The sequence below is a fragment of the Salipiger sp. H15 genome (assembly GCF_040409955.1).
Classification (GTDB): domain Bacteria; phylum Pseudomonadota; class Alphaproteobacteria; order Rhodobacterales; family Rhodobacteraceae; genus Salipiger.
Genome location: NZ_CP123384.1, coordinates 2,908,254 through 2,930,083, shown reverse-complemented (window position 1 = coordinate 2,930,083; position 21,830 = coordinate 2,908,254). Strand labels below are relative to the sequence as shown.

The window sequence follows — 21,830 nt, the reverse complement described above, 5'->3', positions numbered from 1 at the left end:
GCGGGGCAGATAGGCGATCCGCGCGCCGGTGTTAAGGGGGCGCGGCGGCGGAGAGGGCGAAAAGGGGGGCGCTGCCCCCCGTCGGCGCTGCGCGCCTCACCCCCCGGCGTATTTGGCAAGAGAAGAAGCCGGAAGCGCGCGCCCCTGTCCTTCTTCTCTTTTCAAATACGCAGATCCTGCGCGGGCCGCGGGCGCGACGCCGGGGGTCAGTCCATCACCCCGCCCGCGGGCAGCGCCTTGACATAGGCCGCGACGGCGGCGCGGTCCTCGGCGGAGAGCGCGGCAAAATTGGTGATGACCTCGACCATGTGGCCGCCCGCGCTGTCGTAGTCGGGGGTGAAGCCGGTCTCGAGGTAATAGGCCACGTCCTCGGCGCTCCAGTCGAGCTTGTCGGGGGTGAGGCCGGGGATGCTGCCCTTGCCGTCCGGGGCCGGGGCGCCGGTGAGCCAGGCGCCGCGCTCGAGCCCGCCGAAGCGGTCGCGCGGCGTGTGGCACTCGCCGCAATGGGCCAGCGCCTCGACGAGGTAGCGGCCGCGGCGCAGCTCGTCGCTGTCGGCGCGGGTGAGGTGCCAGGCCGGGTCGAGGTACATCTGCTTCCACAGCCCGAGCCCGCGGCGGATGCTGAAGGGAAAGCCGACCTCGTGCGGCTGGCTCGGGACGTCCGAGGCGGGCAGGGTGTTGAGATAGCTCCAGAGATCGGTGACGTCCCGCGGCTCCATGCGGATGTAGGAGGTATAGGGGAAGGCGGGGTAATAATGCCGCCCCTCGGGCGAGACGCCGCGCAGGAGCGCGTTGGCGAAATCGTGCAGGCTCCAGGCGCCGATGCCCTGGCGCGGGTCCGGCGAGATGTTGGGGGCGATGAAGGTGCCGAAGTCGGAGGCGAAGCGCTGCCCGCCCGACAGGGTCAGCCTGTCGTCGCTGCCCGGGGCATGGTGGCAGGAGGCGCAGCCCGCGGCGGTGAAGATGCCGGCGCCGCGCGCCGGGTCTCCCTCCACCGGGGTGCTGAACTCGGCCTCGGGCAGCGCGTCGGGCGCGCTGATGATCCACCCGGTCCCGGCGCCCAGGCCCCCGACCAGAACGAGGAACGCGAGCAGGCGGTGCATGGGTTATTCGGGGGCGCGGAACGTGTCGTGGCAGGCCTTGCAGGCGCCGCCGAGCTGGCCGACCGCCGGGCCGAGCGCCTCCTGGCCGGTGGCCGCGACCTTCTGCAGGCCGGTGGCGGCCTCGGCGAGCCCGGTCCACTTGGCCGAGAAGCCCTCCCAGTCGTCCCAGATCTCGGCCTTGGCGCGGGTGCCTTCGAGCTCCATCTCCGAGGTGCCGGCAGGGAAGAGCGGCGCCTTGTTGATCATCGTCACGGCGACGATCGACTCCGCGGCCATCTGCGCGGCCTCGGCGTCGTAGGGGCTCTTGCCGCGGGCCATGTCCCCGAGGATGCCGAGGTTGATCGCGAGGATGTTCATCTCGCCTTGTCGCGCCTTGAGCGGGGCGGGCACCTGCTGCGCGAGGGCGGCAGTGCCGATGACGGCGAGGGTGGCGGTTGCGGCAACGGTGAGCCTGCCGGCGGTGATCTTCATGAGAAACTCCCTTCCTCCCAGAACCGGGGGTGACGTCAAAATCAAGATCTTCGGCGGAGCCTAGCCGAGGCGGGAATTGGATCAAGGGGGCTCGGAGCGGGATGCCCGGCGGAGGTTCGGGGTCGGCGCAGGCTTACGTTAGGTAAATTTAGGTGATATTCGTTTCAAGGTAATGCTTTGCGGGGAGTATCTCACGCAGGACTTCATCGCGAATGTTTCAGCGCCTCACGGCGGGGATCACGCGCGATGACCGCAATGCGATCCTCGCGCAGGCTTGAAACGGTCAGGGAGCGGCCTTCGGCAGGGGCCGGAGAGGACCCGCCGACAGCGCGTCGGGCCAGCCGATCCAGCGCTCGATCGCGGCGAGGGCGAGGCACAGGCCGAGGACCGCGAGCACCAGCCGGACCCGCGCCGGCGAGGGTGGATGGCGCAGCCAGCGCGCCATCCGCAGGAGCCATGTCCCGGTCACTCGGCCTCGGCGGTCTCGGGGAAGCGGACCTTGCCGATGAACGGCAGGTTCCTGTTGCGCTGCGCGAAGTCGATCCCGTAACCCACGATGAACTCGTCGGGAATCTCGAAACCGATCCAGTCCGCCTTGAGCGGGACCTCGCGCCGCGCGGGCTTGTCGAGCAGCGCGATGGTGCGCAGTTTGCGCGGCTTGCGGCTGTCGAGCAGGTGGATGACGTGGCTGAGCGTGAAGCCGGTGTCGACGATGTCCTCCACCAGCAGCACGTCCCGCCCCTCGATCGGCGAGCGCAGGTCCTTGAGGATGCGCACCTCGCGGCTCGACTCCATGGCGTCGCCATAGGAGGAGGCCTCGAGGAAGTCGACTTCCACCGCAAGGTCGAGCTCGCGCACCAGGTCGGCGATGAAGACGAAGCTGCCGCGCAGCAGCCCGACGACGACCAGCTTGTCGGTGTCGGCGAATTCCCGCTCGATCTCGCGTGCGAGATCCTCGATCCGCGCGGCGATCGTCTTGGCCGAAATCATCTGGTCTACGACATATGGCTTTTCTGCCATGGTTCACCCCTTGAAAATCCGCGCGCAGCATAGGAAATGTGCCGGCATTGTCACGCGATAAAGGGGCGACATGCCGACCCACTCCGAGACGAAGCGCCTGCCGTACACGGCGCAGCAGATGTATGACCTCGTGGCGGATGTCGCGAACTACCCGCAGTTTCTGCCCTGGACGGCAGCGGCGCGGATCCGTTCGCGCGACGACATGGGCGACCACGAGGTGATGCTGGCCGACCTGGTGATCAGCTTCAAGGTGTTCCGCGAGCGCTTCGGCAGCCGCGTGACGCTCTGGCCCGGCGAGAAGAAGATCGACACCGAGTATCTCGACGGCCCGTTCAAGCACATGATCTCGAAATGGCACTTCGAGGACGCGCCCGAGGGTGGCGTCGACGTGCATTTCTTCGTGGATTTCGAGTTCCGCAACCGCCTGCTGCAGAGCGCGGCGGGGATGTTCTTCTACGAGGCGATGCAGCGCGTCGTGCGCGCCTTCGAGCGCCGCGCCGCCGAGCTTTACGCCTGAGCCGCCGGGCGCTGCCTCAGGGCAGCGCGTCGCGCAGCAGTTGCAGCGCGTGGCGGGTGGCGGCGGCACGGACCTTGCCGCGGCCGAGGGCGCCGAACTCGACCGTCTCGGTATGGGTGCCGGCGGCGCTGGCAAGGCCGAAGCAGACGCGTCCCTCGGGCTTGTGCTCCGAGCCGCCGGGCCCCGCGATGCCGGAGACCGAGACCGCGAGATCGGCGCCCGCGGCGCGGCGCGCGCCCCGCGCCATCTCGGCCGCGACCTCCTCCGAGACCGCGCCATGCGCCTCGAGCGTGCCGGGGCTGACGCCCAGAAGCTCGACCTTGGCTTCGTTGGAATAGGTCACCACGCCGCGCTCGAAGATGTTCGACGAGCCAGCGATGTCGGTGATCGCGGCGGCGACCATGCCGCCGGTGCAGCTTTCCGCGGTGGCCACGTGCAGCCCCGCCGCCATGGCACGTTTCAGGATGTCCTGCGCGAGCGCCTCGGTCATTGCTTGTCCCTCACATCAGGAAGCCATGGGCGATGCCGGCGAGCAGGATGCTCACCAGCGCGGCGAAGACGCCGGCGATAACGTCGTCGAGCATCACCCCCATGGCATCGCCGCGGCGGTCCGCCCAGCCGACCAGCCAGGGCTTCCAGATGTCGAAGAGGCGGAAGAGCAGGAAGCCAGAGACCCAGCCGGGCCAGAGCCGCCAGACGTCCACGCCCATCATCATCGCGCCGTAGCCGACGGGGAAGAGGGCGATCCACATGCCCACCACCTCGTCGATCACGATCCACGACGGATCCTCGTCCTCGCCGTCCGCGGTGAGCTTTTGCGTGGCGATGTAGCCCAGCACGAAGGCGATCACCGTGGCCGCGAGCAGCAGCCAGAACCCGCCCAGCACCAGCAGCAGGTACGCCACCGGCAGCGCCGCCAGCGAGCCCCAGGTGCCCGGCGCGGGGCGCAGGAGCCCGGCGTAGAAGAAGGTGGCGATCAGTCTCATGGCTTCACCAGCGTTGCGGTTGCGATGGCGGCGATGCCTTCCTCGCGCCCGGTGAAGCCGAGCCGCTCGGAAGTCGTCGCCTTGACCGAGACGCGGTCCGTGGCCAGCCCCATGATCCGCCCCATCTCGGCCATCATGGCCGCGGCATGCGGGGTGATCTTGGGCTGCTCGCAGACCAGCGTCACGTCGACGTTGGAGATGGTATAGCCCTTCGAGAGCGCCAGATCGACCGCGTGGCGCAGGAAGATCTCCGAGGCCGCGCCCTTCCACTGCGGATCGCTCGGCGGGAAGTGGCGGCCGATGTCGCCCATCGCCAGCGCGCCGTAGAGCGCGTCGGTGACCGCGTGCATGCCCACGTCGGCATCGGAATGGCCCTGCAGCCCGCGCCCGTGCGGCACCTTCACGCCGCAGAGCACCACGTGGTCTCCGGGGCCGAAGCGGTGCACGTCGTAGCCGTTGCCGAGGCGGATATCCATGGTCGTCTCCTGCATGGGGGTCTTGAGGTAGCCGGCGGCCCGCTCGAAATCGTCGGGGCCGGTGATCTTGAGGTTGCGTTCCTCGCCGGGAACGATGGTCACGGCCAGACCCGCGGCGCGGGCGACCTCGACGTCATCGGCGGCGCCGCCGGGGTGGGCGGCATGGGCGGCACGGATCGCGTCGTAGCGGAAGCCCTGCGGGGTCTGGGCGCGGAAGAGGCCGGTGCGGTCCTGCGTGCCGGTCACCTGGTCTTCGGCGCCGGTCCAGAGCGCGTCGGTGACGGGCAGGGCGGGCGCGGCCCCGGGCGCGGTGTCGAGCGCGGCAAGCACCGCCTCGATCGTGTGGCGCGAGACGCAGGGCCGGGCGACGTCGTGGATCAGCACCTTGGCGGGCGGATCGCCGGCCAGCGCGTCGAGCCCGGCGCGCACCGAGCCCGCCCGGTCGGCGGCGCCCTCCACCAGCGTCACCGGCAGCCCTTCGGCCACCGACTCGGCGATCTCGCGGTCCTCGGGGTGAATCACCAGCACGATCGGGCAGAGCGGGGCGAAGGCCTCGAGCGTCCAGCGGGCCACCGGGCGCGCCGCTATGTCGCGCCATTGCTTCGGCTGGCCGCCACCGGCGCGGGTGCCGCGGCCTGCGGCAACGATGATTGCGGCTGTTTCCATGGTGTTGACCTCCGGCGCCTTTCTCTAGGCGTTGCTGCAAGGCGGTGCAATCACCGGAGGTGCAGCGCTTAATTTTTGAGCATACCCGTATTGCGTGCGCCTGCGATGCTTCCAAATGATTGAACACGCGGCGCGCGCACGTTAACTCCCAAGCATCTGCACAAGGAATAGGCGCTTGAACTTCTCGCTGGGTGACAGACTCATCGATCCACCAGTCCTGCTGGCCCCGCTCGCGGGAATCACCGATCTGCCCTTCCGCACGCTGGTGTCGGGCTTCGGGGCGGGGCTCGTCGTGTCCGAGATGATCGCCAGCGGCGAGTTCCTCACCGCGCGTCCCGGCACGCGCGAGAAGGCCGAGCTGGGCGCCGGGATCGAGAACACCTCGGTCCAGCTTGCCGGCCGCGCGCCCGAGCCGATGGCCGAGACCGCGCGCCACGTGGCGGACATGGGCGCGAAGGTCATCGACATCAACATGGGCTGCCCGGCCAAGAAGGTCACTGGCGGCTGGTCGGGATCGGCGCTGATGCGCGAGCCGGACCACGCACTGCGGCTGATCGAGGCGGTGGTCGAGGCGGTTGACCTGCCGGTCACGCTGAAGATGCGGCTCGGCTGGGACGAGGGTTGCCTCAACGCCGCGCAGATCGCGAAACGGGCCGAGGCGGCCGGGGTGCGGATGATCGTCATCCACGGGCGGACCCGCTGCCAGTTCTACAAGGGCTCGGCCGACTGGGCGGCAATCCGCGAGGTGGTCGAGGCCGTGTCGATCCCGGTCGTCGCCAACGGCGACATCGTCGATGCGGCAAGCGCGCGGGCGGCGCTGAAGGCCTCCGGCGCGGCGGGCGTCATGGTCGGCCGCGGGGCGCAGGGCGCGCCGTGGAAACTGGCCCAGATCGCCGCGGAGCTTTACGGAACACCGGCACCCGACGTGCCGACAGGAAAGGCGTTTTATCAAATGGTCGCAGAGCATTACGAGGCAATGCTTGATTTTTACGGGAAGGAGCTGGGCGGCCGCGTCGCGCGCAAGCACCTGGGCTGGTACATGGATCATGCCGCCCCGGACGCCGAGCTGCGCAAGCGCGTGCTGACCGCCCGCGAGCCCGCCGAAACGCTGACGCTCCTGCACGAGGCGCTTGGCGACGACCTGCGGATCGCCGCATGAGCACCAACACCGAACTTCTGACCCAGCTTTGGTCCTCGCTGCCGGTGCCCGCCGTGCTGCTGGATGCCGAGGAGCGCATCGCCGACATGAACCCCGCCGCCGAGGGCTTCATGAACAACTCGGCGAAATGGCTCGTCGGACAGCCGATCTGGGACCGCCTCGCGGTGGATGCGCCGCTCGAGGAAAGCCTTGCCCGGGCCCGCCAGCACGGCACGCCGCTTTTCGTCAACGACGTCGACGTCGGCACCGGCAACCGCCCGCCGCTGGTCTGCAACCTGCAACTGGCGCCGGTGCAGAACTACCCGGGCTGGTTCATCATGCTGATCAGCCCGCGCGAGCTCGCCGGGCGGATGACCCAGAGCCATTCGGTGAAATCCGCCGCCAAGTCGGCCATCGGCATGGCCGAGATGCTGGCGCACGAGATCAAGAACCCGCTCGCCGGGATCACCGGCGCGGCGCAGCTGCTGTCGATGAACCTCACCAAGGACGACCTCGAGCTCACCGACCTCATCGTCGCCGAGACCCGCCGCATCGTGAAGCTGCTGGAGCAGGTCGAACAGTTCGGCAATCTCTCGGCGCCCGAGCGCAAGCCGGTCAACCTGCACGACGTGCTCGACCGCGCGCGCCGCTCGACCCAGCTCGGCGCCGGGGCGCACATGAAGTTCATCGAGGATTACGACCCCTCGCTGCCGCTGGCCTACGGCGATCCCGACCAGCTGCTGCAGGTGGTGCTGAACCTGCTGAAGAACGCCGCCGAGGCGGCCGATCCCAAGGAGGGCGGCACGATCCGCCTGCACACCTTCTTCGAGCACAGCTTCCGCATGCGCCGCCCGGACGGGTCGACCCAGAAGCTGCCGCTGCAGATCGAGGTGATCGACGACGGCCCCGGCCTGCCCGAGGACATCAAGGGCGACGTGTTCGACCCCTTCGTGTCGGGCCGCGAGAACGGCACCGGGCTCGGCCTCGCGCTGGTGTCCAAGATCATTTCCGACCACGATGGCTGGATCTCGGTGGATTCCGTCCCCGGCCGCACGGTCTTTCGGATTTCGTTGCCGCGCGCCCCGCGCGAGACAGAGGAGAACAGGTAAATGGACGGCACCGTACTTGTCGCGGACGATGACCGCACGATCCGCACCGTGCTGACCCAGGCGCTGACCCGCGCCGGGTGCAAGGTTCACGCCACCTCGTCGCTGACCACGCTGATGCGCTGGGTCGGCGAGGGCAAGGGCGACGTGGTGATCTCCGATGTCGTCATGCCCGATGGCAACGGCCTCGAGATGCTGCCCAAGATCCACCAGGACCGGCCCGACCTGCCGGTGATCGTGATCTCGGCGCAGAACACCATCATGACCGCGATCCAGGCGGCCGAGGCCGAGGCCTACGACTACCTGCCCAAGCCCTTCGACCTGCCGGACCTGATGAAGCGGACGGCCAAGGCGCTCGACAACCGCAACCGCTCGGCCAAGCGCGAGGAGGTCTCGACCATCGGCGCCGATGGCCCGGACGAGCTGCCGCTGGTCGGCAAGACCCCGGCGATGCAGGCGCTCTACCGCCTTGTCGCCAAGGTGATGAACACCGACCTGCCGGTGCTGATCTCGGGCGAGAGCGGCACGGGCAAGTCGCTGATCGCGCGCGCGATCCACGATTTCTCGGACCGCCGCACGCTGCCCTTCGTGACCGTCACCGGCGCGGACCTGTCGGACCTCGAGGGCCCGGCGCGGGTGCTGGCGCGGGTCAAGGGCGGCACGCTGCTGATCGACGAGATCACCGACATTCCCGACGAGATCCAGGCGCGCATCGTGCGCATGATGGACATCCCCGGCGAGCACGTGCCGCGCTTCATGGCCACCAGCCAGGGCGACCTTGCGCAGGCGATGGAAGAGGGGGCGGTGCGCCAGGACCTCTACTACCGCCTGTCGGGCGCGACCATCAACGTGCCGAGCCTGCGCGAGCGGGTCGAGGACATCGCGCTGCTGACCGAGCACTTCCTGCAGCGCGCCGAGCGCGAGGGCGCCTCGAAGCGCTGGCTGTCCAAGGACGCGGCCGAGCTCTTCCGCGCCTACAGCTGGCCGGGCAACGTGCGGCAGCTGGAAAACGCCGTGCGCCGCCTGTCGCTGACCTCGCGCGCCGAAGAGATCAGCCGCGCCGAGGTCGAGGCGGTGCTGGGCAACCAGCCCGACACCGGCCCGATCCTGCGCGGCGGCGACAGCGAGAAGCTCAGCACCTCGGTGGCCCGCCATCTGCGCCGCTACTTCGACCTGCACGGCAACATGCTGCCGGCGCCGGGGCTCTACACCCGCATTCTCAAGGAGGTCGAGGCGCCGCTCATCGAGATCGCGCTCGAAGCCACCGGCGGAAATCAGGCAAAATGTGCGGATCTGCTCGGCATCAACCGCAATACCTTGCGCAAGAAGATCACCGATCTTGATATTCGCGTGACACGGCGTCGCAAACTGATGTAAAACCGTCACAGGCATGTGGCCGCAATGCGCCGCCTTCGGGGCGGCGCATTCATGAGAAGCCACAGCCTTTGGCGATGCTGCCTCGAGCAGCGTATCAGTGTGAGGTGAATCTGTGGCCACCCGGGCACGGAGCTCGACTTGGGCGCGTCTGAACAGGCTGCGCCGGCAGCGGCGCGTTCAGAACGTGGCGACCCTTGGGCTGGTCCTGCTCGGACCGGTGCTCGCCGGTCTGACGTTCCTCGTGCTCGGCCCCCTCGGCAGCGGCGAGCGTGCGACGCAGCTGAGCCTGCGGCTCGTGCTGCTGGCCGACATGGTCTACGTGCTGCTGATCGCGACGCTTGTTCTGGCTCGGCTCGTGCGGATGATCTCGGAGCGGCGCGCGCAATCCGCCGGCTCGCGCCTGCACCTGCGCCTCACCGGGCTCTTTGCGCTCATGGCGCTGCTGCCCACGGTCACCGTCGCGATCTTCGCGGTGCTCACCATCAACATCGGCCTCGAGACATGGTTCTCCAGCCGCGTGCAGAACGTGGTGGGGGCCTCGCTCGCCGCGGCCGAGGCCTACGAGGAAGAGCAGCGCGTCGGGTTGACCGAGGACGTGCAGGCGCTGGCGCGGTTCATCGACGGTGCGCGGCGGGCGAATTTCGCGCTGGACGACGGCGACGTGCGGCAGGTGCTGGGGCAGGGACAGGGCCAGATCCAGCGCGGGCTGCGCGAGGCCTACGTGATCGACGGCGGCGGCGAGATCCGCGCCCGCGGCGAGCGGTCCTATCTCTTCTACTACGAGCAGCCGACCCGGGCGCAGTTCGCCCAGGCCCGGGCCGAGGGCCTGGTGCTGGTGCCCGACTGGGACAATCACGAGCTGCGCGCGCTGGTGCCGCTCTCGGCCTTTGCCGACCGGTTCCTCTACGTCAGCCGCGTGGTCGACGGCAACCTGCTGAACCTGCTGGACGAAACCCAGGAGACCGCGCGCTTCTACCAGCAGCAGGAAACCGAGCGCGGGCGGCGGCTCTTCGATTTCGCGCTGGTCTATCTCGGCTTCGCGCTGCTGCTGATCCTTGCCGCGGTCTGGCTGGGCCTGTGGTTCGCCGAGCGCATGGCGCTGCCGGTGGGCCGCCTCACCGGGGCGGCGCAGCGGGTCGGCGCCGGCGATCTCGACGTGCAGGTGATCGAGGGCGAGGGCGATGACGAGATCGCCATGCTCGGCCGCTACTTCAACCAGATGACCCGCCAGCTGAAGGGCCAGCGCGAGACGCTGCTGGAGAACACCCGCCAGATCGAGCGCCGCCAGCGGCTCTTCGATTCGGTGCTGTCGTCGATCACCTCGGGCGTGGTCGGGCTCGACGCCGAGGGCAGGGTGACCTTCGTCAACCGCCCGGCCGAGCGGCTGCTCGGCTGGCGCGAGCCGCGCGCCGACGTGCCGCTGACCGTGGCGGTTCCCGAGTTCGGCGCGCTCTACGAGCGGCTGCGCGACACCGGGCTCGAGACGGCGCAGGAAGAGGTCAAGGTCAGCCGCGAGGGCCGGCTCGAGCACCTGCTCGTGCGGCTGTCCGTGCGGCGGCGGCAGGATGGCGCGCTCGAGGGCTACGTGGTGGCCTTCGACGACGTGACCGACCTTGTCAGCGCGCAGCGCATGGCCGCCTGGGGCGACGTGGCGCGGCGCATCGCGCACGAGATCAAGAACCCGCTCACCCCGATCCGGCTGTCGGCCGAGCGCATCACCCGCAAGTTCTCGCGCCAGCTCGAGGCCGAGGATGCCGAGAAGCTGGCGCAGATGACCGAGGTCATCGTCCGCCAGACCGAGGACCTGCGCCGCATCGTCGACGAGTTCAGCAAGTTCGCCCGGATGCCCGAGCCGGTGCGCAAGCCCGAGGACGTGGTGGCGCTGCTGCGCGGCGCGGTGCTGCTGCAGGAGACCGGCCAGCCCGGCATCCGCTTCGTCAGCGACCTGCCGGCCCATGCCATGCCCGCCGAGCTCGACGCCACCATGGTGGGGCAGGCGCTGACCAACCTCATCAAGAACGCCGGCGAGGCGATCGAGAGCCTTGCCGAGCGCGGTGCGCCCGAGGGGCACCGCCCCGAGATCCGCGTGAGCCTGACCGAGGAGGACGGCCGCGCGGTGATCCGCATCATGGACAACGGCATCGGCCTTCCCGAGGACCGCGCGCGGCTCTTCGAGCCCTATGTCACCACCCGCGACAAGGGCACCGGCCTCGGCCTGCCCATCGTCAAGAAGATCATCGAGGAGCACGGCGGAACGCTGGCGCTCGAGGATGCGCCGCTGTTCGGCGGCGCGGACCATGCCGGGGCCATGGCGGTGATCCGCCTGCCGCTCGGCACCACCGGTGAGATGCCGGATAATTCGGACAAGAGCATTTCGGAACTGGAGAGGCAGACATGAGCGACATCCTGATCGTCGATGACGAGCGCGACATCCGCGAGCTGATCGGGGACATCCTCGAGGATGAAGGCTATACGACCCGGCTTGCAGGCAACTCCACCGAGGCGATGAACGAGGTCAATTCCGAACCGCCCGCGCTGATGATCCTCGATATCTGGCTGAAGGACAGCAAGATGGACGGGATCGACATCCTCAAGACCGTCAAGCGCGACAACCCGGACATCCCGATCATCATCATCTCGGGGCATGGCAACATCGAGATCGCCGTGGCGGCGATCAAGCAGGGGGCCTACGACTTCATCGAGAAGCCCTTCAACATCGACCAGCTGCTGGTGGTGATCCGCCGCGCGATGGAAACCTCGCGCCTGCGCCGCGAGAACAGCCAGCTGCGCCGCCGCGAGACCGAGGTGGCGCAGATGGTCGGCGAGAGCGCCATGTTCCGCGGCCTCGTCAGCCAGATCGACAAGGTCACCAAGTCCAATGGCCGCGTCATGCTCACCGGCCCGGCGGGCTGCGGCAAGGAAGTGGCGGCGCGCTACATCCATTCCAACTCCGGCCGCGCCTCGGCGCCCTTCGTCACGGTCAACTGCGCCGGTGTCGCGCCCGACAACATGGAGCAGATGCTCTTCGGCCGCGAGAGCGCCGACCGCGGCATCGAGCCCGGCCTGCTCGAGCAGGCGCATGGCGGCGTGGTCTATTTCGACGAGGTCGCCGACATGCCGCTCGGCACCCAGTCGAAGATCCTGCGCGTGCTGGTCGACCAGAGCTTCACCCGTGTCGGCGGCTCGGACAAGGTGCGGGTCGACCTGCGGGTGATCTCCTCGACCAACCGCGACCTCGAGACCGAGATCGCCGCCGGCACCTTCCGGCAGGAGCTCTACCACCGGCTCAACGTCGTGCCGATCCACGTGCCCTCGCTCGAGGACCGGCGCGAGGACATCCCGCTGCTGGCCCGGCATTTCATCGAGATGTTCAACCGCACGCAGGGCCTGCCGCTGCGCGACCTGTCGGACGACGCGGTGGCGCTGCTGCAGACGATGATCTGGCCGGGCAACGTGCGCCAGCTGAAGAACCTCATCGAGCGCGTGCTGATCCTCGGCGACGGCAGCGGCCCGATCGAAGCGCGCGAGCTGCCGCAGGACGGGCCGGTCGGCGAGGACGAGGAGGGGCGCGTGGTGCTCTCGGGCACGCTGGCGACCCTGCCGCTGCGCGAGGCGCGCGAGGCCTTCGAGCGCGAGTACCTGCTCACCCAGATCAACCGCTTCGGCGGCAACATCTCGCGCACCGCCGCCTTCGTCGGCATGGAGCGCTCGGCCTTGCACCGCAAGCTGAAGTCGCTGGGCGTGGTCACCGGGGCGAAATCCGGCGGCAGGATCGCCTATATCGACGACGACCAGGTGTCCGAGGCCTCCTGAGGCCGGGACGCGCATCCCGCGAAGAGCGCCGGGCAAATTCCGTTGCAGCCTCGCCTTTTCGGCGGGGCCGCAATCACGGGAGGGGGCCCTGTGCATTGACCGCTCGCACCCGGCATGTCATGCCGGGCGCACTCCGGGCCTCGGGCCAGCAACTTGGGCAGACGACATGAAGGTCATCATTTGCGGCGCGGGCCAGGTGGGCTGGCAGATCGCCCGCCACCTTTCGGGCGAACGCAACGACGTCACCGTGGTCGACAGCAACCCCGACCTCGTGCGGCGCGCGACCGACACGCTCGACGTGCAGGGGATCGCGGGCTTCGCCTCCTATCCCGACGTGCTCGACAAGGCCGGTGCGCGCGACGCCGACATGATCATCGCCGCCACCTATTCGGACGAGGTCAACATGGTCACCTGCCAGGTGGCCCACTCGATCTTCGCCATTCCCCGCAAGATCGCCCGCCTGCGCTCGCAGAGCTACCTGACGGCGATCTACTCCGACCTCTACCGCCGCGACCACCTGCCGATCGACGTGGTGATCTCGCCCGAGAAGGAGGTCGCCGAGGCCGCGCTGCAGCGCCTGTCGGCCCCCGCGGCCTTTGACACCGAGCGCTTTCTCGACGGCGGCGCGCAGCTCCTGGGCCTGACCATCGACGAGCATTGCCCGATCATCAACACGCCGCTGCGGCAGCTCTCGGACCTCTTCTCGACGCTGCGCTCGGTGGTCGTGGGCATCCGCCGCGAGGGCACGCTCTTCGCCCCCGAGCCGGGCGACCAGATCTTCGCCGGCGACGCCTGCTACGTGCTGGTCCATGCCGACGACATCCAGCGCACGCTGGAGATCTTCGGCAAGGCGCAGCGCAAGCAGGAGCGGATCGTGGTGCTTGGCGGCGGCAACGTCGGCCTCGCCGTGGCCCGCGCGCTGGAGAACCGCCCCGAGCGCATCCGCGCCAAGGTGATCGAGAAGGACCGCGCCGCGGCGGAACGCGCCGCCGACGCGCTCGAGCGGACCATCGTGCTGCATGGCGACGCGCTCGACACGGCGCTGCTGCGCGAGGCGGGCATCGCCCGCGCCGACGCGGTGCTCTGCGTCACCGATGACGAAAAGACCAACCTCCTCGCCGCGGTGCGCGCGAAGGCCGAGGGCTGCCCCATGGCGATCGCGCTGATCAACGACCCGACACTGGTGCCGCTGATGGAGCCGATGGGGGTCGACGCCCACATCAACCCGCGCGCCACCACCGTCAGCTCGATCCTGCGCCACATCCGCCATGGCCGCGTGCGCTCGGTCTACTCGATCGGCGACGCCGAGGCCGAGGTGATCGAGGCCGAGGTGCTCTCGACCTCCTCCATCTCCGGGCGGATGATCCGCGAGATCGACTTCCCCGAGGGGGTGCTGGTCGGCGCGGTGATGAAGGATGGCGAGGTGGTCAAGATCACCGGCGACCTGCGGGTCGAGGAGGGCGACCGCATCGTCATGTTCGCGCTGGCCAAGGACGTGCCGGAGGTCGAGCGGCTCCTGCAGGTCTCCATCGACTTCTTCTGACCGATGATCGCGCTCAGCCGCACGCCCCTTCTGCTGCTGCTGGCGGGCATCGCCAGCGCCTCGATGATCGCCCCCGCCGCCGTGGCGCTGGCGCACGAGGATTTCCACGATGCGCGCAGCTTCTTCTACGCGGCAATCGTCGGGCTGGTGCTGACCACGCTGATCGGCATCGCGCAGGCGACGCGCCCGCATTACCGCTCGGCGCCGCGCCAGCTGCTGGCGCTGCTCGCGGCCTTCCTGCTGCTGCCCGCCATGCTGGCCGTGCCCTTCCACGAGGCGGTGCGCACCACCAGCTTCCTCAACGCCTATGTCGAGATGGTCTCGAGCCTCACGACCACCGGCGCCACGCTCTTCGCCCCCGAGCGGCTCTCGGCCGCCGAGCACCTGTGGCGGGCGCAGGTCGGCTGGATGGGCGGGCTGCTGATCTGGGTCAGTTCGGCGGCGCTGCTGGCGCCGCTGACGCTCGGCGGCTTCGAGGTCACCGCCTCGGGCGAGCCGGGGCAGAGCGTCGACGCCGGCGCGGCGCGGCACGACGCCTCGGACCCGGCGCTGCGGCTCGCCGCCTCGGCGCGGGTGCTGGCGCCGATCTACGTCGGGCTGACGCTGGCGCTCTGGATCATGCTGCTGATGTCGGGCGACCAGCCGCTGGTGGCGCTGAGCCACGCCATGTCGACGCTCTCGACGTCGGGGATCTCGCCCATCGGAGGGCCGCAGACCGCGCAGAGCGGCATGGCGGGGGAGATGATCATCTTCCTCTTCCTGTTCTTCGCCCTGTCGCGCCTGACCTTCTCGGGCGACACCAAGGGGCTCACCGGCTCCAAGCTGCGCAACGACCCCGAGTTCCGCATGGGGCTGCTCATCGTCTTCATGCTGCCTTCGGCGCTGTTCCTGCGGCACTGGATCGCCTCCTTCGACATCGGCACCGAGACCAACCTCGCGGCCGGGCTGCGCTCGCTCTGGGGCGGGCTCTTCACCGCGCTGTCCTTCCTGTCGACCACCGGCTTCCAGAGCGCCGACTGGGGCGCGGTGCGCGGCTGGTCGGGGCTGCAGACCCCGGGCGTGATTCTGATGGGGCTCGCCATCATGGGCGGGGGCGTGGCGACCACCGCGGGCGGGGTGAAGCTGCTGCGAATCTACGCGCTCTACCTCGCCGGCGTGCGCGAGATGGAACGGCTGGTGCACCCACACTCGCTGGGCCGGTCGGGCGTCATGGCGCGGCGCATCCGCCGGCAGGGGGCCTTTGTCGCCTGGGTCTTCTTCATGCTCTTCGCGATGACCATCGCGGTCTTCTCGCTGCTCTTCTCCCTGTCGGGGCTGGACTTCGAGAATGCCATGGTCACCACCGTCGCGGCGCTCACCAACTGCGGCCCGCTGATCCGCGCCGCCGCCGAAACCCCGGTGCCGCTGAGCGAGATGGGCGATGCCGCCAAGGGGCTCTTCGTCGCCGCGATGGTACTGGGCAGGCTCGAAGTTCTGGGCATCATCGTGCTGCTGACCCCGGACATCTGGCGAGATTGATCTCGCCTCCGGAAGACGCATGTGCGAAGCCTCGCTGAGGGCCCCGCGAGGGCGATATTTTTGCTCTGGAAGTTCCGCCACTTGCGATACATACTCGCCCGGAACGAGGGAGCGCCTGAGAACGGCTACAGCAAGAAAAAAAGGCTAATTTAATGGCTTCGGACAGACAAAATCTACAGGACGCATTTCTTAACCATGTTCGGAAAACCAAGGTTCCGGTTACGGTTTTCCTGATCAACGGTGTAAAGTTGCAGGGTGTCATCACCTGGTTCGACAATTTTTGCGTTCTCCTGCGCCGCGACGGCCAGTCGCAGCTCGTGTATAAGCACGCGATCTCGACCATCATGCCGTCGCAGCCGATCAACCTTTATGACGGCGACGATAACGCTTGAACGAACATGACCCGCATGTGACCCGCGCTTGGGTCCTGCATCCCGACCTCAAGTCCGACCGTGATCGCCGCGATGCGGAGATGGCGCTCGAAGAAGGCGTGGCCCTCGCGGCCGCGCTTCCCGACCTCGAGGTCGTGGGCAGTGAAATCGTGCCGCTGCGCGACCCGCATCCCGGCACGCTCTTCGGCTCCGGCAAGATCGCCGAGCTGAAGGACCGCCTGAAGGAGGCCGAAGTCGAGCTGGTGCTCGTCGACGGCCCCGTCTCTCCCGTGCAGCAGCGCAACCTCGAAAAAGAGTGGAAGGTGAAGCTGCTCGACCGGACCGGGCTGATCCTCGAGATCTTCTCGGACCGCGCCGCCACCCGCGAGGGTGTGCTGCAGGTCGAGATGGCGGCGCTGAGCTACCAGCGCACCCGCCTCGTGCGCGCCTGGACCCACCTCGAACGTCAGCGGGGCGGGCTCGGCTTCGTCGGCGGTCCCGGCGAGACGCAGATCGAGGCCGACCGCCGTGCCATCGACGAGCAGCTGGTGCGCCTGCGCCGCCAGCTCGACAAGGTGGTCAAGACCCGCGAGCTGCACCGCAAGGCGCGCGCCAAGGTGCCGTACCCGATCGTCGCGCTGGTGGGCTACACCAACGCCGGCAAGTCCACGATCTTCAACCGCCTGACCGGGGCGGAGGTGCTGGCCAAGGACATGCTCTTTGCCACGCTCGACCCGACCATGCGCGCGGTGAAGCTGCCGACCGGCATGGACGTGATCCTGTCCGACACGGTGGGCTTCATCTCGGAGCTGCCGACCGAGCTGGTCGCGGCCTTCCGCGCCACGCTCGAAGAGGTGCTGGCGGCCGACCTCGTGCTGCACGTGCGCGACATCTCGCACCCGGGCACGATGGAGCAGGCCGAGGATGTCTATGCCATCCTGCGCTCGCTCGGCGTGGGCGACGACGTGGCGCAGATCGAGGTCTGGAACAAGATCGACCGGCTCGAGCCCGAGGACCGCGAGGCGGCGCTGGCGCGCGCGTCGCGCGACGAGGGCATCTTTGCCGTCTCGGCGATCACCGGCGAGGGGCTGGACGGGCTGCTTGAGGCGGTGACCGAACGGCTGCAGGGCGCCTCGATCGACGAGGACCTGCGGCTCGGCTTCGGCGAGGGCAAGCGCCGCGCCTGGCTCTTCCAGAAGGGGCTGGTGCTGTCCGAGGAGCAGGACGAGGAGGGCTACCTTCTGCACCTGCGCTGGACGCCCAAGGACCGCGCACAGTTCGAGACGGTCTGAGGCAAATCTCTTCGAAGAGATTTGCAACGTCCCTCGAAGGACGTTGTCTTCCTAGAAAAGCGACTTGTCGGCGGCGAGGATCATCTTCGCCGCCGCGAGCCGTGCGCGCTGGCGCAGCGACGGCTCGGCGGGGGTGCGCGCCCAGCTGCCGAGCGCATAGGCACGCTGTTGGAAGAGCCGCGCATCGGGCGCCGTGACCCTGTCACCATAGCCGCGCGCCAGCGCCGCGCCGAAGCGGGCCGCGTCGGGCTCGGGCGCCAGCGCCAGCGCGTCGATCAGCAACGCCACGAGGTCGCGGTAGGGCGCATCCGGGCTGTCGTTCTCGAAATCGAGCCCCCAGAGCGCGCCGCCGGCGCTGACGAGGTTGGCAAGGTGCAGGTCGCGGTGGGTGACCGCCCGCGTCGCCGCCTGTCCGCGCGCGGCGGGAAAGAGCGCCTCGAGCGCCGCCAGATCGCGCGCGAACCCCTCGGGATCGGCCATGCCATCGCCGGCCTCCTGCAGCTGCGCTGCCAGCCAGTCGAGCTGCCCGCGCGGGCGCAGCTTGCGCGGCTCCAGCGTCGGGCGGTGCAGGGCGGCGAGCCAGCTTCCCGCCGCCTCGAGCGGCACGTCGCGCCGTGCCTCGGGCAGCTGCTGCCAGAGCTCGGCAAGGCTGGGGCCGGCGGCGTAGCCCATGCCGAGCACGAGGCGCCCGGCGTCGAAGAACAGCACCTCGGGCGCGCGCCACGGACCTTCGCGCATCTGTGCCGCGACGGCGCGCTGGCGCGCCGCCTGCGCGCGGGCCTTGTCCGCCTGCGCGGGTGCGAAGACCTTCACCACGAGGTGCTCGCCGGGATGGGCGGCGCAGAACACCTGCGCGCGCATCGGCCGGTCCTCGTTCTTCAGGCAGCCGAGGCCGTAGGTGCGGCCGGCGCGCTCGTTCGCCAGAACCTCGCGCGCCAGCGCCTGCGCCTCGAAACGGGTGAGGCGCGCGGGATCGCTCAAGGTTTCACCAGCCGGGTGATCCCCACCGAGGCGGCGCGGGCGAGGTCCTCGTCCAGCGACATCGGGATGTACTCGCCGCGCCGCCAGAGCGTGCCCATGTCGTCGTAGTGGCGCGACAGCAGGTGGCCGGATTCGCCGGTCGAGATGATGAAGACCGAGCTGTCGGGATCGGCGAAGTCGTAGACGCCGCGGTAGGTCGCGCCATGCACGTTGGCGAAGGGATCGGGGCCTTCGCCCGCTGTGACGCCGCGCTGCAGGGTGAAATCGCCGCCCGAGGTGGTCTGGCGGATGTTCACGAAATAGTTCAGCAGCGGCACGTCGCCCAGCACCGTGTGCTTGTGCGTCGCCTGGTGCGCATCGCCCCAGCGCAGCGATTCAAGCTGCGTGCCGTAGCGCTCGCCGATCCAGACCAGCGCATCGTCGAGCGCCATGCGGGCAATGTCGGTGCAGGTCTCGACCGGGGCCGAGCGCAGCACGTCGCACCATTTGCCGGCGCCGTCGATGTTGCGGAAGACGCGCTCGATGAACAGCGGATCGACATGGGTGTACTCGTCGGCGAGCGGGCCGATCTCGTCGCGGATCAGCCGGTCCTGCAGCGCGCGTAGCCAGGCGGCGTAGATCAGCGGCTCGGGCAGGTGCTCGTTCATCTCGCCGTTCCACTCGGCCAGAAGGTCAAGCGCGCGCTCGCGCTGGCGCAGCGGCGTGCCCTCGGGCGCGGCCTCGCCGGTGAACCACAGGTCGCGGCCGATCAGCGGCAGCAGCGTGCGGGCGGCGGGAGAGACGGTGTCGAGCTGCGCCTCGATGAAGCTGTCGCGGGTGTGCACCTCGCGGCCCTGCATCAGCGCCAGCCAGCGCGTCACCCGCTGGCTGTCGCCCCAGTTGAAGCTCACGTGGTCGGGGAAGGGGCGGTCGATCACCTTGTTGTTGGTGTTGCCGAGGATGCCGCCGAGCGGATCCTTGAAGAGCGGGTTGTCGCTGTCCGGCAGCATGCCCTGCCAGCGGTTCGCGGCGATCCAGCCGGGGCTCGGCATCCGGCCCTGCGTCTGGTTCTGCGCATCGCGCTTCGGCATCGCGCCGATCAGCTTCATCGCGATATGCTCGTCGTCGATCAGGGTCAGCATCTGCGACGGCGCGACGAAGCGCTTGCTCGCCTCGAGCGCCTCGTCGACGGTCTGCGACTTCATCAGCCCGATCGCGGCGCTCATCGAGCTGTCGCCGTCCGAGAGCGCGGTCCAGCTCAGCGAGACCACGTCACCCTGCGGGGTGATCTGGTCGAGATCGAATGCCTTGCGCGGCAGCACCGGGCCGTTCTCGGTCCAGCGCAGGGTCAGAGTGACCGGCGGCGCGCCCTTGATGCTGACGATCGAGCGGCGCGTGCGGAAGGGCTTGTACCCGTCCGGCGTGCGGTAGCGCTCGGGGTTCTCGGGGTCGAGCTCCTCGATGTAGAGGTCCTGGTCGTCGAGGTAGGACGAGGTCAACCCCCAGGCGATGTGCTCGGACCGGCCCAGCAGCACCGCCGGAACGCCGGGGATGGTGCCGCCGATGACGCCGCCGGTCGAGAGCTGCAGCCGCGCGAGATACCAGGTCGAAGGCGCGGTGAAGCCGAGGTGCGGATCGTTGGCCAGCAGCGTGCCGCCCCCTGCCGAGCGGCTCGGCGCGGCGGCCCAGGCGTTCGAGGCGCCGCCCATGCCGGGCCTTGCGACGGGCATCAGGTCGGGCTGCGGGCTGCTCGCCGCGGCAAAGCGCGGCAGCGGGCGCTCGGGGAAGAGCGCGGCGTATTCGGGCAGCTCGGCGACGCCGGGGCCGGGGATGTCGGGCAGGATGTCGCGGATCATCTCGGGCTCGGGCAGGGCGAGCGAGGTGCGCGCGCGCAGGATCTCGTCGCGGAACTGGCCGGAGAGCTGCAGCGCCATCAGCTTGACGATCGCCAGCGAGTCCGCCGGCTGCCAGGGCGCGATCGGGGCGTTGAAGAGGAAGAACTCCGGCGCGCCGCGGCCGAGGCTGTCCGAGTTGATCTCCTCGATCCGGGCGTTCACCCCGGCGGCATAGGCCTCGAGCGCGTCCAGCGTCTCGCCGTCCTGCGCCTCGACCGACATGCGGGCGTGGGTGTAGAGGTCGAGCCGGCGCATCAGCGTGTCGGTCTCGACCGTGCGGCGGCCGAAGAGCTCCGACAGGCGGCCCTGCGCGGTGCGGCGCAGCAGCGTCATCTGCCAGAGCCGGTCCTGCGCATGCGCGTAGCCGAGCCCGAAATAGACGTCGCGATCGACCGGGGCGAAGACATGCGGCACCCCGGCATTGTCGCGGACGATCTCGATGTCGCCGGCGGTGCCCGCGACCTCGAGCGTCTTGTCGTATTCGGGCAGCGAGCGCGAGGCCAGGTAATAGGCCAGCGCCACGCCGATGATGGTCAGCAGGATCGCCACGCTGACGAGCCTGAGAAGCCAGCGGAAGAGAGTTGCCATGAGCCGTCCCGAGTTTGCGCGCTTTCGACGGGATTACCCAAGACCCGCCCCCTTGCCAAGGGGCGGGCGAGCGGCGACAACCTTCCCGAACGACAACGGTAACGGGAGGTTGATCCGTGGCAAAATGCGCATTCCTGGGTCTCGGCGTGATGGGATTCCCCATGGCGGGGCACATGACCAAGGCCGGTCACGAGGTGACGGTCTACAACCGCACCGCCGCGAAGGCCGACAAATGGGTGGGCGAGTTCGGCGGCAGGATGGCCGCCACCCCGCGCGAGGCGGCCGAGGGCGCCGAGTTCGTCATGGCCTGCGTCGGCAATGACGACGACCTGCGCGCGGTCTGCCTCGGCGCCGACGGTGCCTTTGCCGGGATGGGCGAGGGGGCGATCTTCGTCGATCACACCACGGTCTCGTCGATGGTGACGCGCGAGCTCTGGGAAGTGGCCAAGGACAACGGCTTCGGCTTCGTCGACGCGCCGGTCTCGGGCGGGCAGGCGGGGGCCGAGAACGGCCAGCTCGTGGTGATGTGCGGCGGTGACCAGGGCGACTACGACATGGCCGCGCCGGTGATCGACGCCTATGCCAAGATGTGCAAGCGCATCGGCGACAGCGGCGCGGGCCAGCTGTGCAAGATGGTCAACCAGATCTGCATCGCGGGTCTCGTGCAGGGCCTTTCCGAAGGGCTCGCCTTCGCCGAGAAGGCGGGGATCGACGGGCGCGCGGTGGTCGAGGTGATCGGCGGCGGCGCGGCCGGGTCCTGGCAGATGGTGAACCGCTACCAGACGATGCTCGACGACAAGTTCGAGCACGGCTTCGCGGTGGACTGGATGCGCAAGGACCTCGGCATCTGCCTTGCCACCGGCAACGAGATCGGCGCCTCGCTGCCGGTGACGGCGGTGGTGGACCAGTTCTACAAGGACGTCCAGAAGATGGGCGGCGGTCGCTGGGACACGTCCTCGCTGATCAAGCGGCTCAAGGCCTTCGGCTGAG

At 69.2% G+C, this 21,830-nt stretch carries 20 protein-coding genes; 11 read left to right on the top strand and 9 right to left on the bottom strand.

From position 1 onward, the window contains the following. Positions 1-206: 206 nt before the first annotated feature. From PVT71_RS14255 to hpt, 4 genes are all read right to left on the bottom strand, one after another. A complete protein-coding gene (locus PVT71_RS14255; protein WP_353472447.1) occupies positions 207-1,103 on the bottom strand; it encodes a cytochrome c in 897 nt (298 codons plus the stop codon). Positions 1,104-1,106: 3 nt separating this feature from the next. Continuing rightward, on the bottom strand, positions 1,107-1,574 hold the full coding sequence (locus PVT71_RS14250) for a cytochrome c (protein ID WP_353472446.1): 468 nt from the start codon (positions 1,572-1,574) through the stop codon (positions 1,107-1,109). Positions 1,575-1,857: 283 nt separating this feature from the next. Next, entirely contained in the window at positions 1,858-2,043 is a 186-nt protein-coding gene (locus PVT71_RS14245) for a hypothetical protein (RefSeq protein WP_353472445.1), read from the bottom strand. After that, complete coding sequence (gene hpt, locus PVT71_RS14240) at positions 2,040-2,594, bottom strand: hypoxanthine phosphoribosyltransferase (protein WP_353472444.1); 555 nt, start codon at positions 2,592-2,594, stop codon at positions 2,040-2,042. Before hpt ends, PVT71_RS14245 begins: the two co-directional genes overlap by 4 nt. Before the next feature lie 70 nt (positions 2,595-2,664). Between hpt and PVT71_RS14235 the strand changes: the two genes are divergently transcribed. After that, complete coding sequence (locus PVT71_RS14235; RefSeq protein WP_353472443.1) at positions 2,665-3,111, top strand: type II toxin-antitoxin system RatA family toxin; 447 nt, start codon at positions 2,665-2,667, stop codon at positions 3,109-3,111. Between the two features lie 16 nt (positions 3,112-3,127). Here the strand turns inward: PVT71_RS14235 and PVT71_RS14230 are convergent, their stop codons facing one another. Genes PVT71_RS14230 through PVT71_RS14220 form a run of 3 tightly spaced genes read right to left on the bottom strand, consistent with a single transcriptional unit; the run spans position 3,128 to position 5,239 of the window. After that, the gene (locus PVT71_RS14230) at positions 3,128-3,601 is read right to left on the bottom strand and encodes a CinA family protein (RefSeq protein ID WP_353472442.1); all 474 of its coding nucleotides are present in this window, start codon (positions 3,599-3,601) and stop codon (positions 3,128-3,130) included. Between the two features lie 10 nt (positions 3,602-3,611). After that, on the bottom strand, positions 3,612-4,097 hold the full coding sequence (locus PVT71_RS14225) for a phosphatidylglycerophosphatase A (RefSeq protein ID WP_353472441.1): 486 nt from the start codon (positions 4,095-4,097) through the stop codon (positions 3,612-3,614). Next, the gene (locus PVT71_RS14220; RefSeq protein ID WP_353472440.1) at positions 4,094-5,239 is read right to left on the bottom strand and encodes a bifunctional 2-C-methyl-D-erythritol 4-phosphate cytidylyltransferase/2-C-methyl-D-erythritol 2,4-cyclodiphosphate synthase; all 1,146 of its coding nucleotides are present in this window, start codon (positions 5,237-5,239) and stop codon (positions 4,094-4,096) included. Before PVT71_RS14220 ends, PVT71_RS14225 begins: the two co-directional genes overlap by 4 nt. A 175-nt stretch (positions 5,240-5,414) precedes the next feature. Between PVT71_RS14220 and dusB the strand changes: the two genes are divergently transcribed. The 9 genes from dusB (at position 5,415) to hflX (ending at position 17,397) form a co-directional block, all read left to right on the top strand. Next, positions 5,415-6,398, top strand: coding sequence for a tRNA dihydrouridine synthase DusB (gene dusB / locus PVT71_RS14215; protein ID WP_353472439.1), 984 nt, complete (start codon positions 5,415-5,417; stop codon positions 6,396-6,398). Beyond that, positions 6,395-7,486: an ATP-binding protein gene (locus PVT71_RS14210; RefSeq protein ID WP_353472438.1), complete on the top strand. Its 1,092-nt coding sequence runs from the start codon at positions 6,395-6,397 to the stop codon at positions 7,484-7,486. Before dusB ends, PVT71_RS14210 begins: the two co-directional genes overlap by 4 nt. Next, entirely contained in the window at positions 7,487-8,860 is a 1,374-nt protein-coding gene (locus PVT71_RS14205) for a sigma-54 dependent transcriptional regulator (protein ID WP_353472437.1), read from the top strand. A gap of 184 nt (positions 8,861-9,044) precedes the next feature. Then, positions 9,045-11,258, top strand: a complete 2,214-nt coding sequence (locus PVT71_RS14200) for a PAS domain-containing sensor histidine kinase (protein WP_353472436.1) — start codon at positions 9,045-9,047, stop codon at positions 11,256-11,258. Further along, complete coding sequence (locus PVT71_RS14195) at positions 11,255-12,673, top strand: sigma-54 dependent transcriptional regulator (protein ID WP_353472435.1); 1,419 nt, start codon at positions 11,255-11,257, stop codon at positions 12,671-12,673. The genes PVT71_RS14200 and PVT71_RS14195 overlap by 4 nt, the downstream gene beginning before the upstream one ends. Positions 12,674-12,839: 166 nt before the next feature. Continuing rightward, positions 12,840-14,216 carry a Trk system potassium transporter TrkA gene (trkA, locus tag PVT71_RS14190; protein ID WP_353472434.1) on the top strand — a complete coding sequence of 459 codons (1,377 nt, stop codon included), beginning with the start codon at positions 12,840-12,842 and terminating at the stop codon, positions 14,214-14,216. Positions 14,217-14,219: 3 nt separating this feature from the next. Continuing rightward, entirely contained in the window at positions 14,220-15,734 is a 1,515-nt protein-coding gene (locus PVT71_RS14185) for a potassium transporter TrkG (RefSeq protein ID WP_353472433.1), read from the top strand. Positions 15,735-15,886: 152 nt separating this feature from the next. Beyond that, positions 15,887-16,126, top strand: coding sequence for an RNA chaperone Hfq (hfq, locus tag PVT71_RS14180; protein ID WP_066100377.1), 240 nt, complete (start codon positions 15,887-15,889; stop codon positions 16,124-16,126). Positions 16,127-16,143: 17 nt separating this feature from the next. Continuing rightward, on the top strand, positions 16,144-17,397 hold the full coding sequence (gene hflX / locus PVT71_RS14175; RefSeq protein ID WP_353473890.1) for a GTPase HflX: 1,254 nt from the start codon (positions 16,144-16,146) through the stop codon (positions 17,395-17,397). A 51-nt stretch (positions 17,398-17,448) separates the two neighbouring features. Here hflX and PVT71_RS14170 read toward each other — a convergent pair whose 3' ends face one another. Both PVT71_RS14170 and PVT71_RS14165 read right to left on the bottom strand, forming a co-directional pair. Beyond that, positions 17,449-18,378, bottom strand: coding sequence for an aminoglycoside phosphotransferase family protein (locus PVT71_RS14170; protein WP_353472432.1), 930 nt, complete (start codon positions 18,376-18,378; stop codon positions 17,449-17,451). Further along, positions 18,375-20,840: a penicillin acylase family protein gene (locus PVT71_RS14165; protein WP_353472431.1), complete on the bottom strand. Its 2,466-nt coding sequence runs from the start codon at positions 20,838-20,840 to the stop codon at positions 18,375-18,377. Before PVT71_RS14165 ends, PVT71_RS14170 begins: the two co-directional genes overlap by 4 nt. Before the next feature lie 116 nt (positions 20,841-20,956). Between PVT71_RS14165 and PVT71_RS14160 the strand changes: the two genes are divergently transcribed. Continuing rightward, positions 20,957-21,829: an NAD(P)-dependent oxidoreductase gene (locus PVT71_RS14160; protein WP_353472430.1), complete on the top strand. Its 873-nt coding sequence runs from the start codon at positions 20,957-20,959 to the stop codon at positions 21,827-21,829. Position 21,830 lies beyond the last annotated feature (1 nt).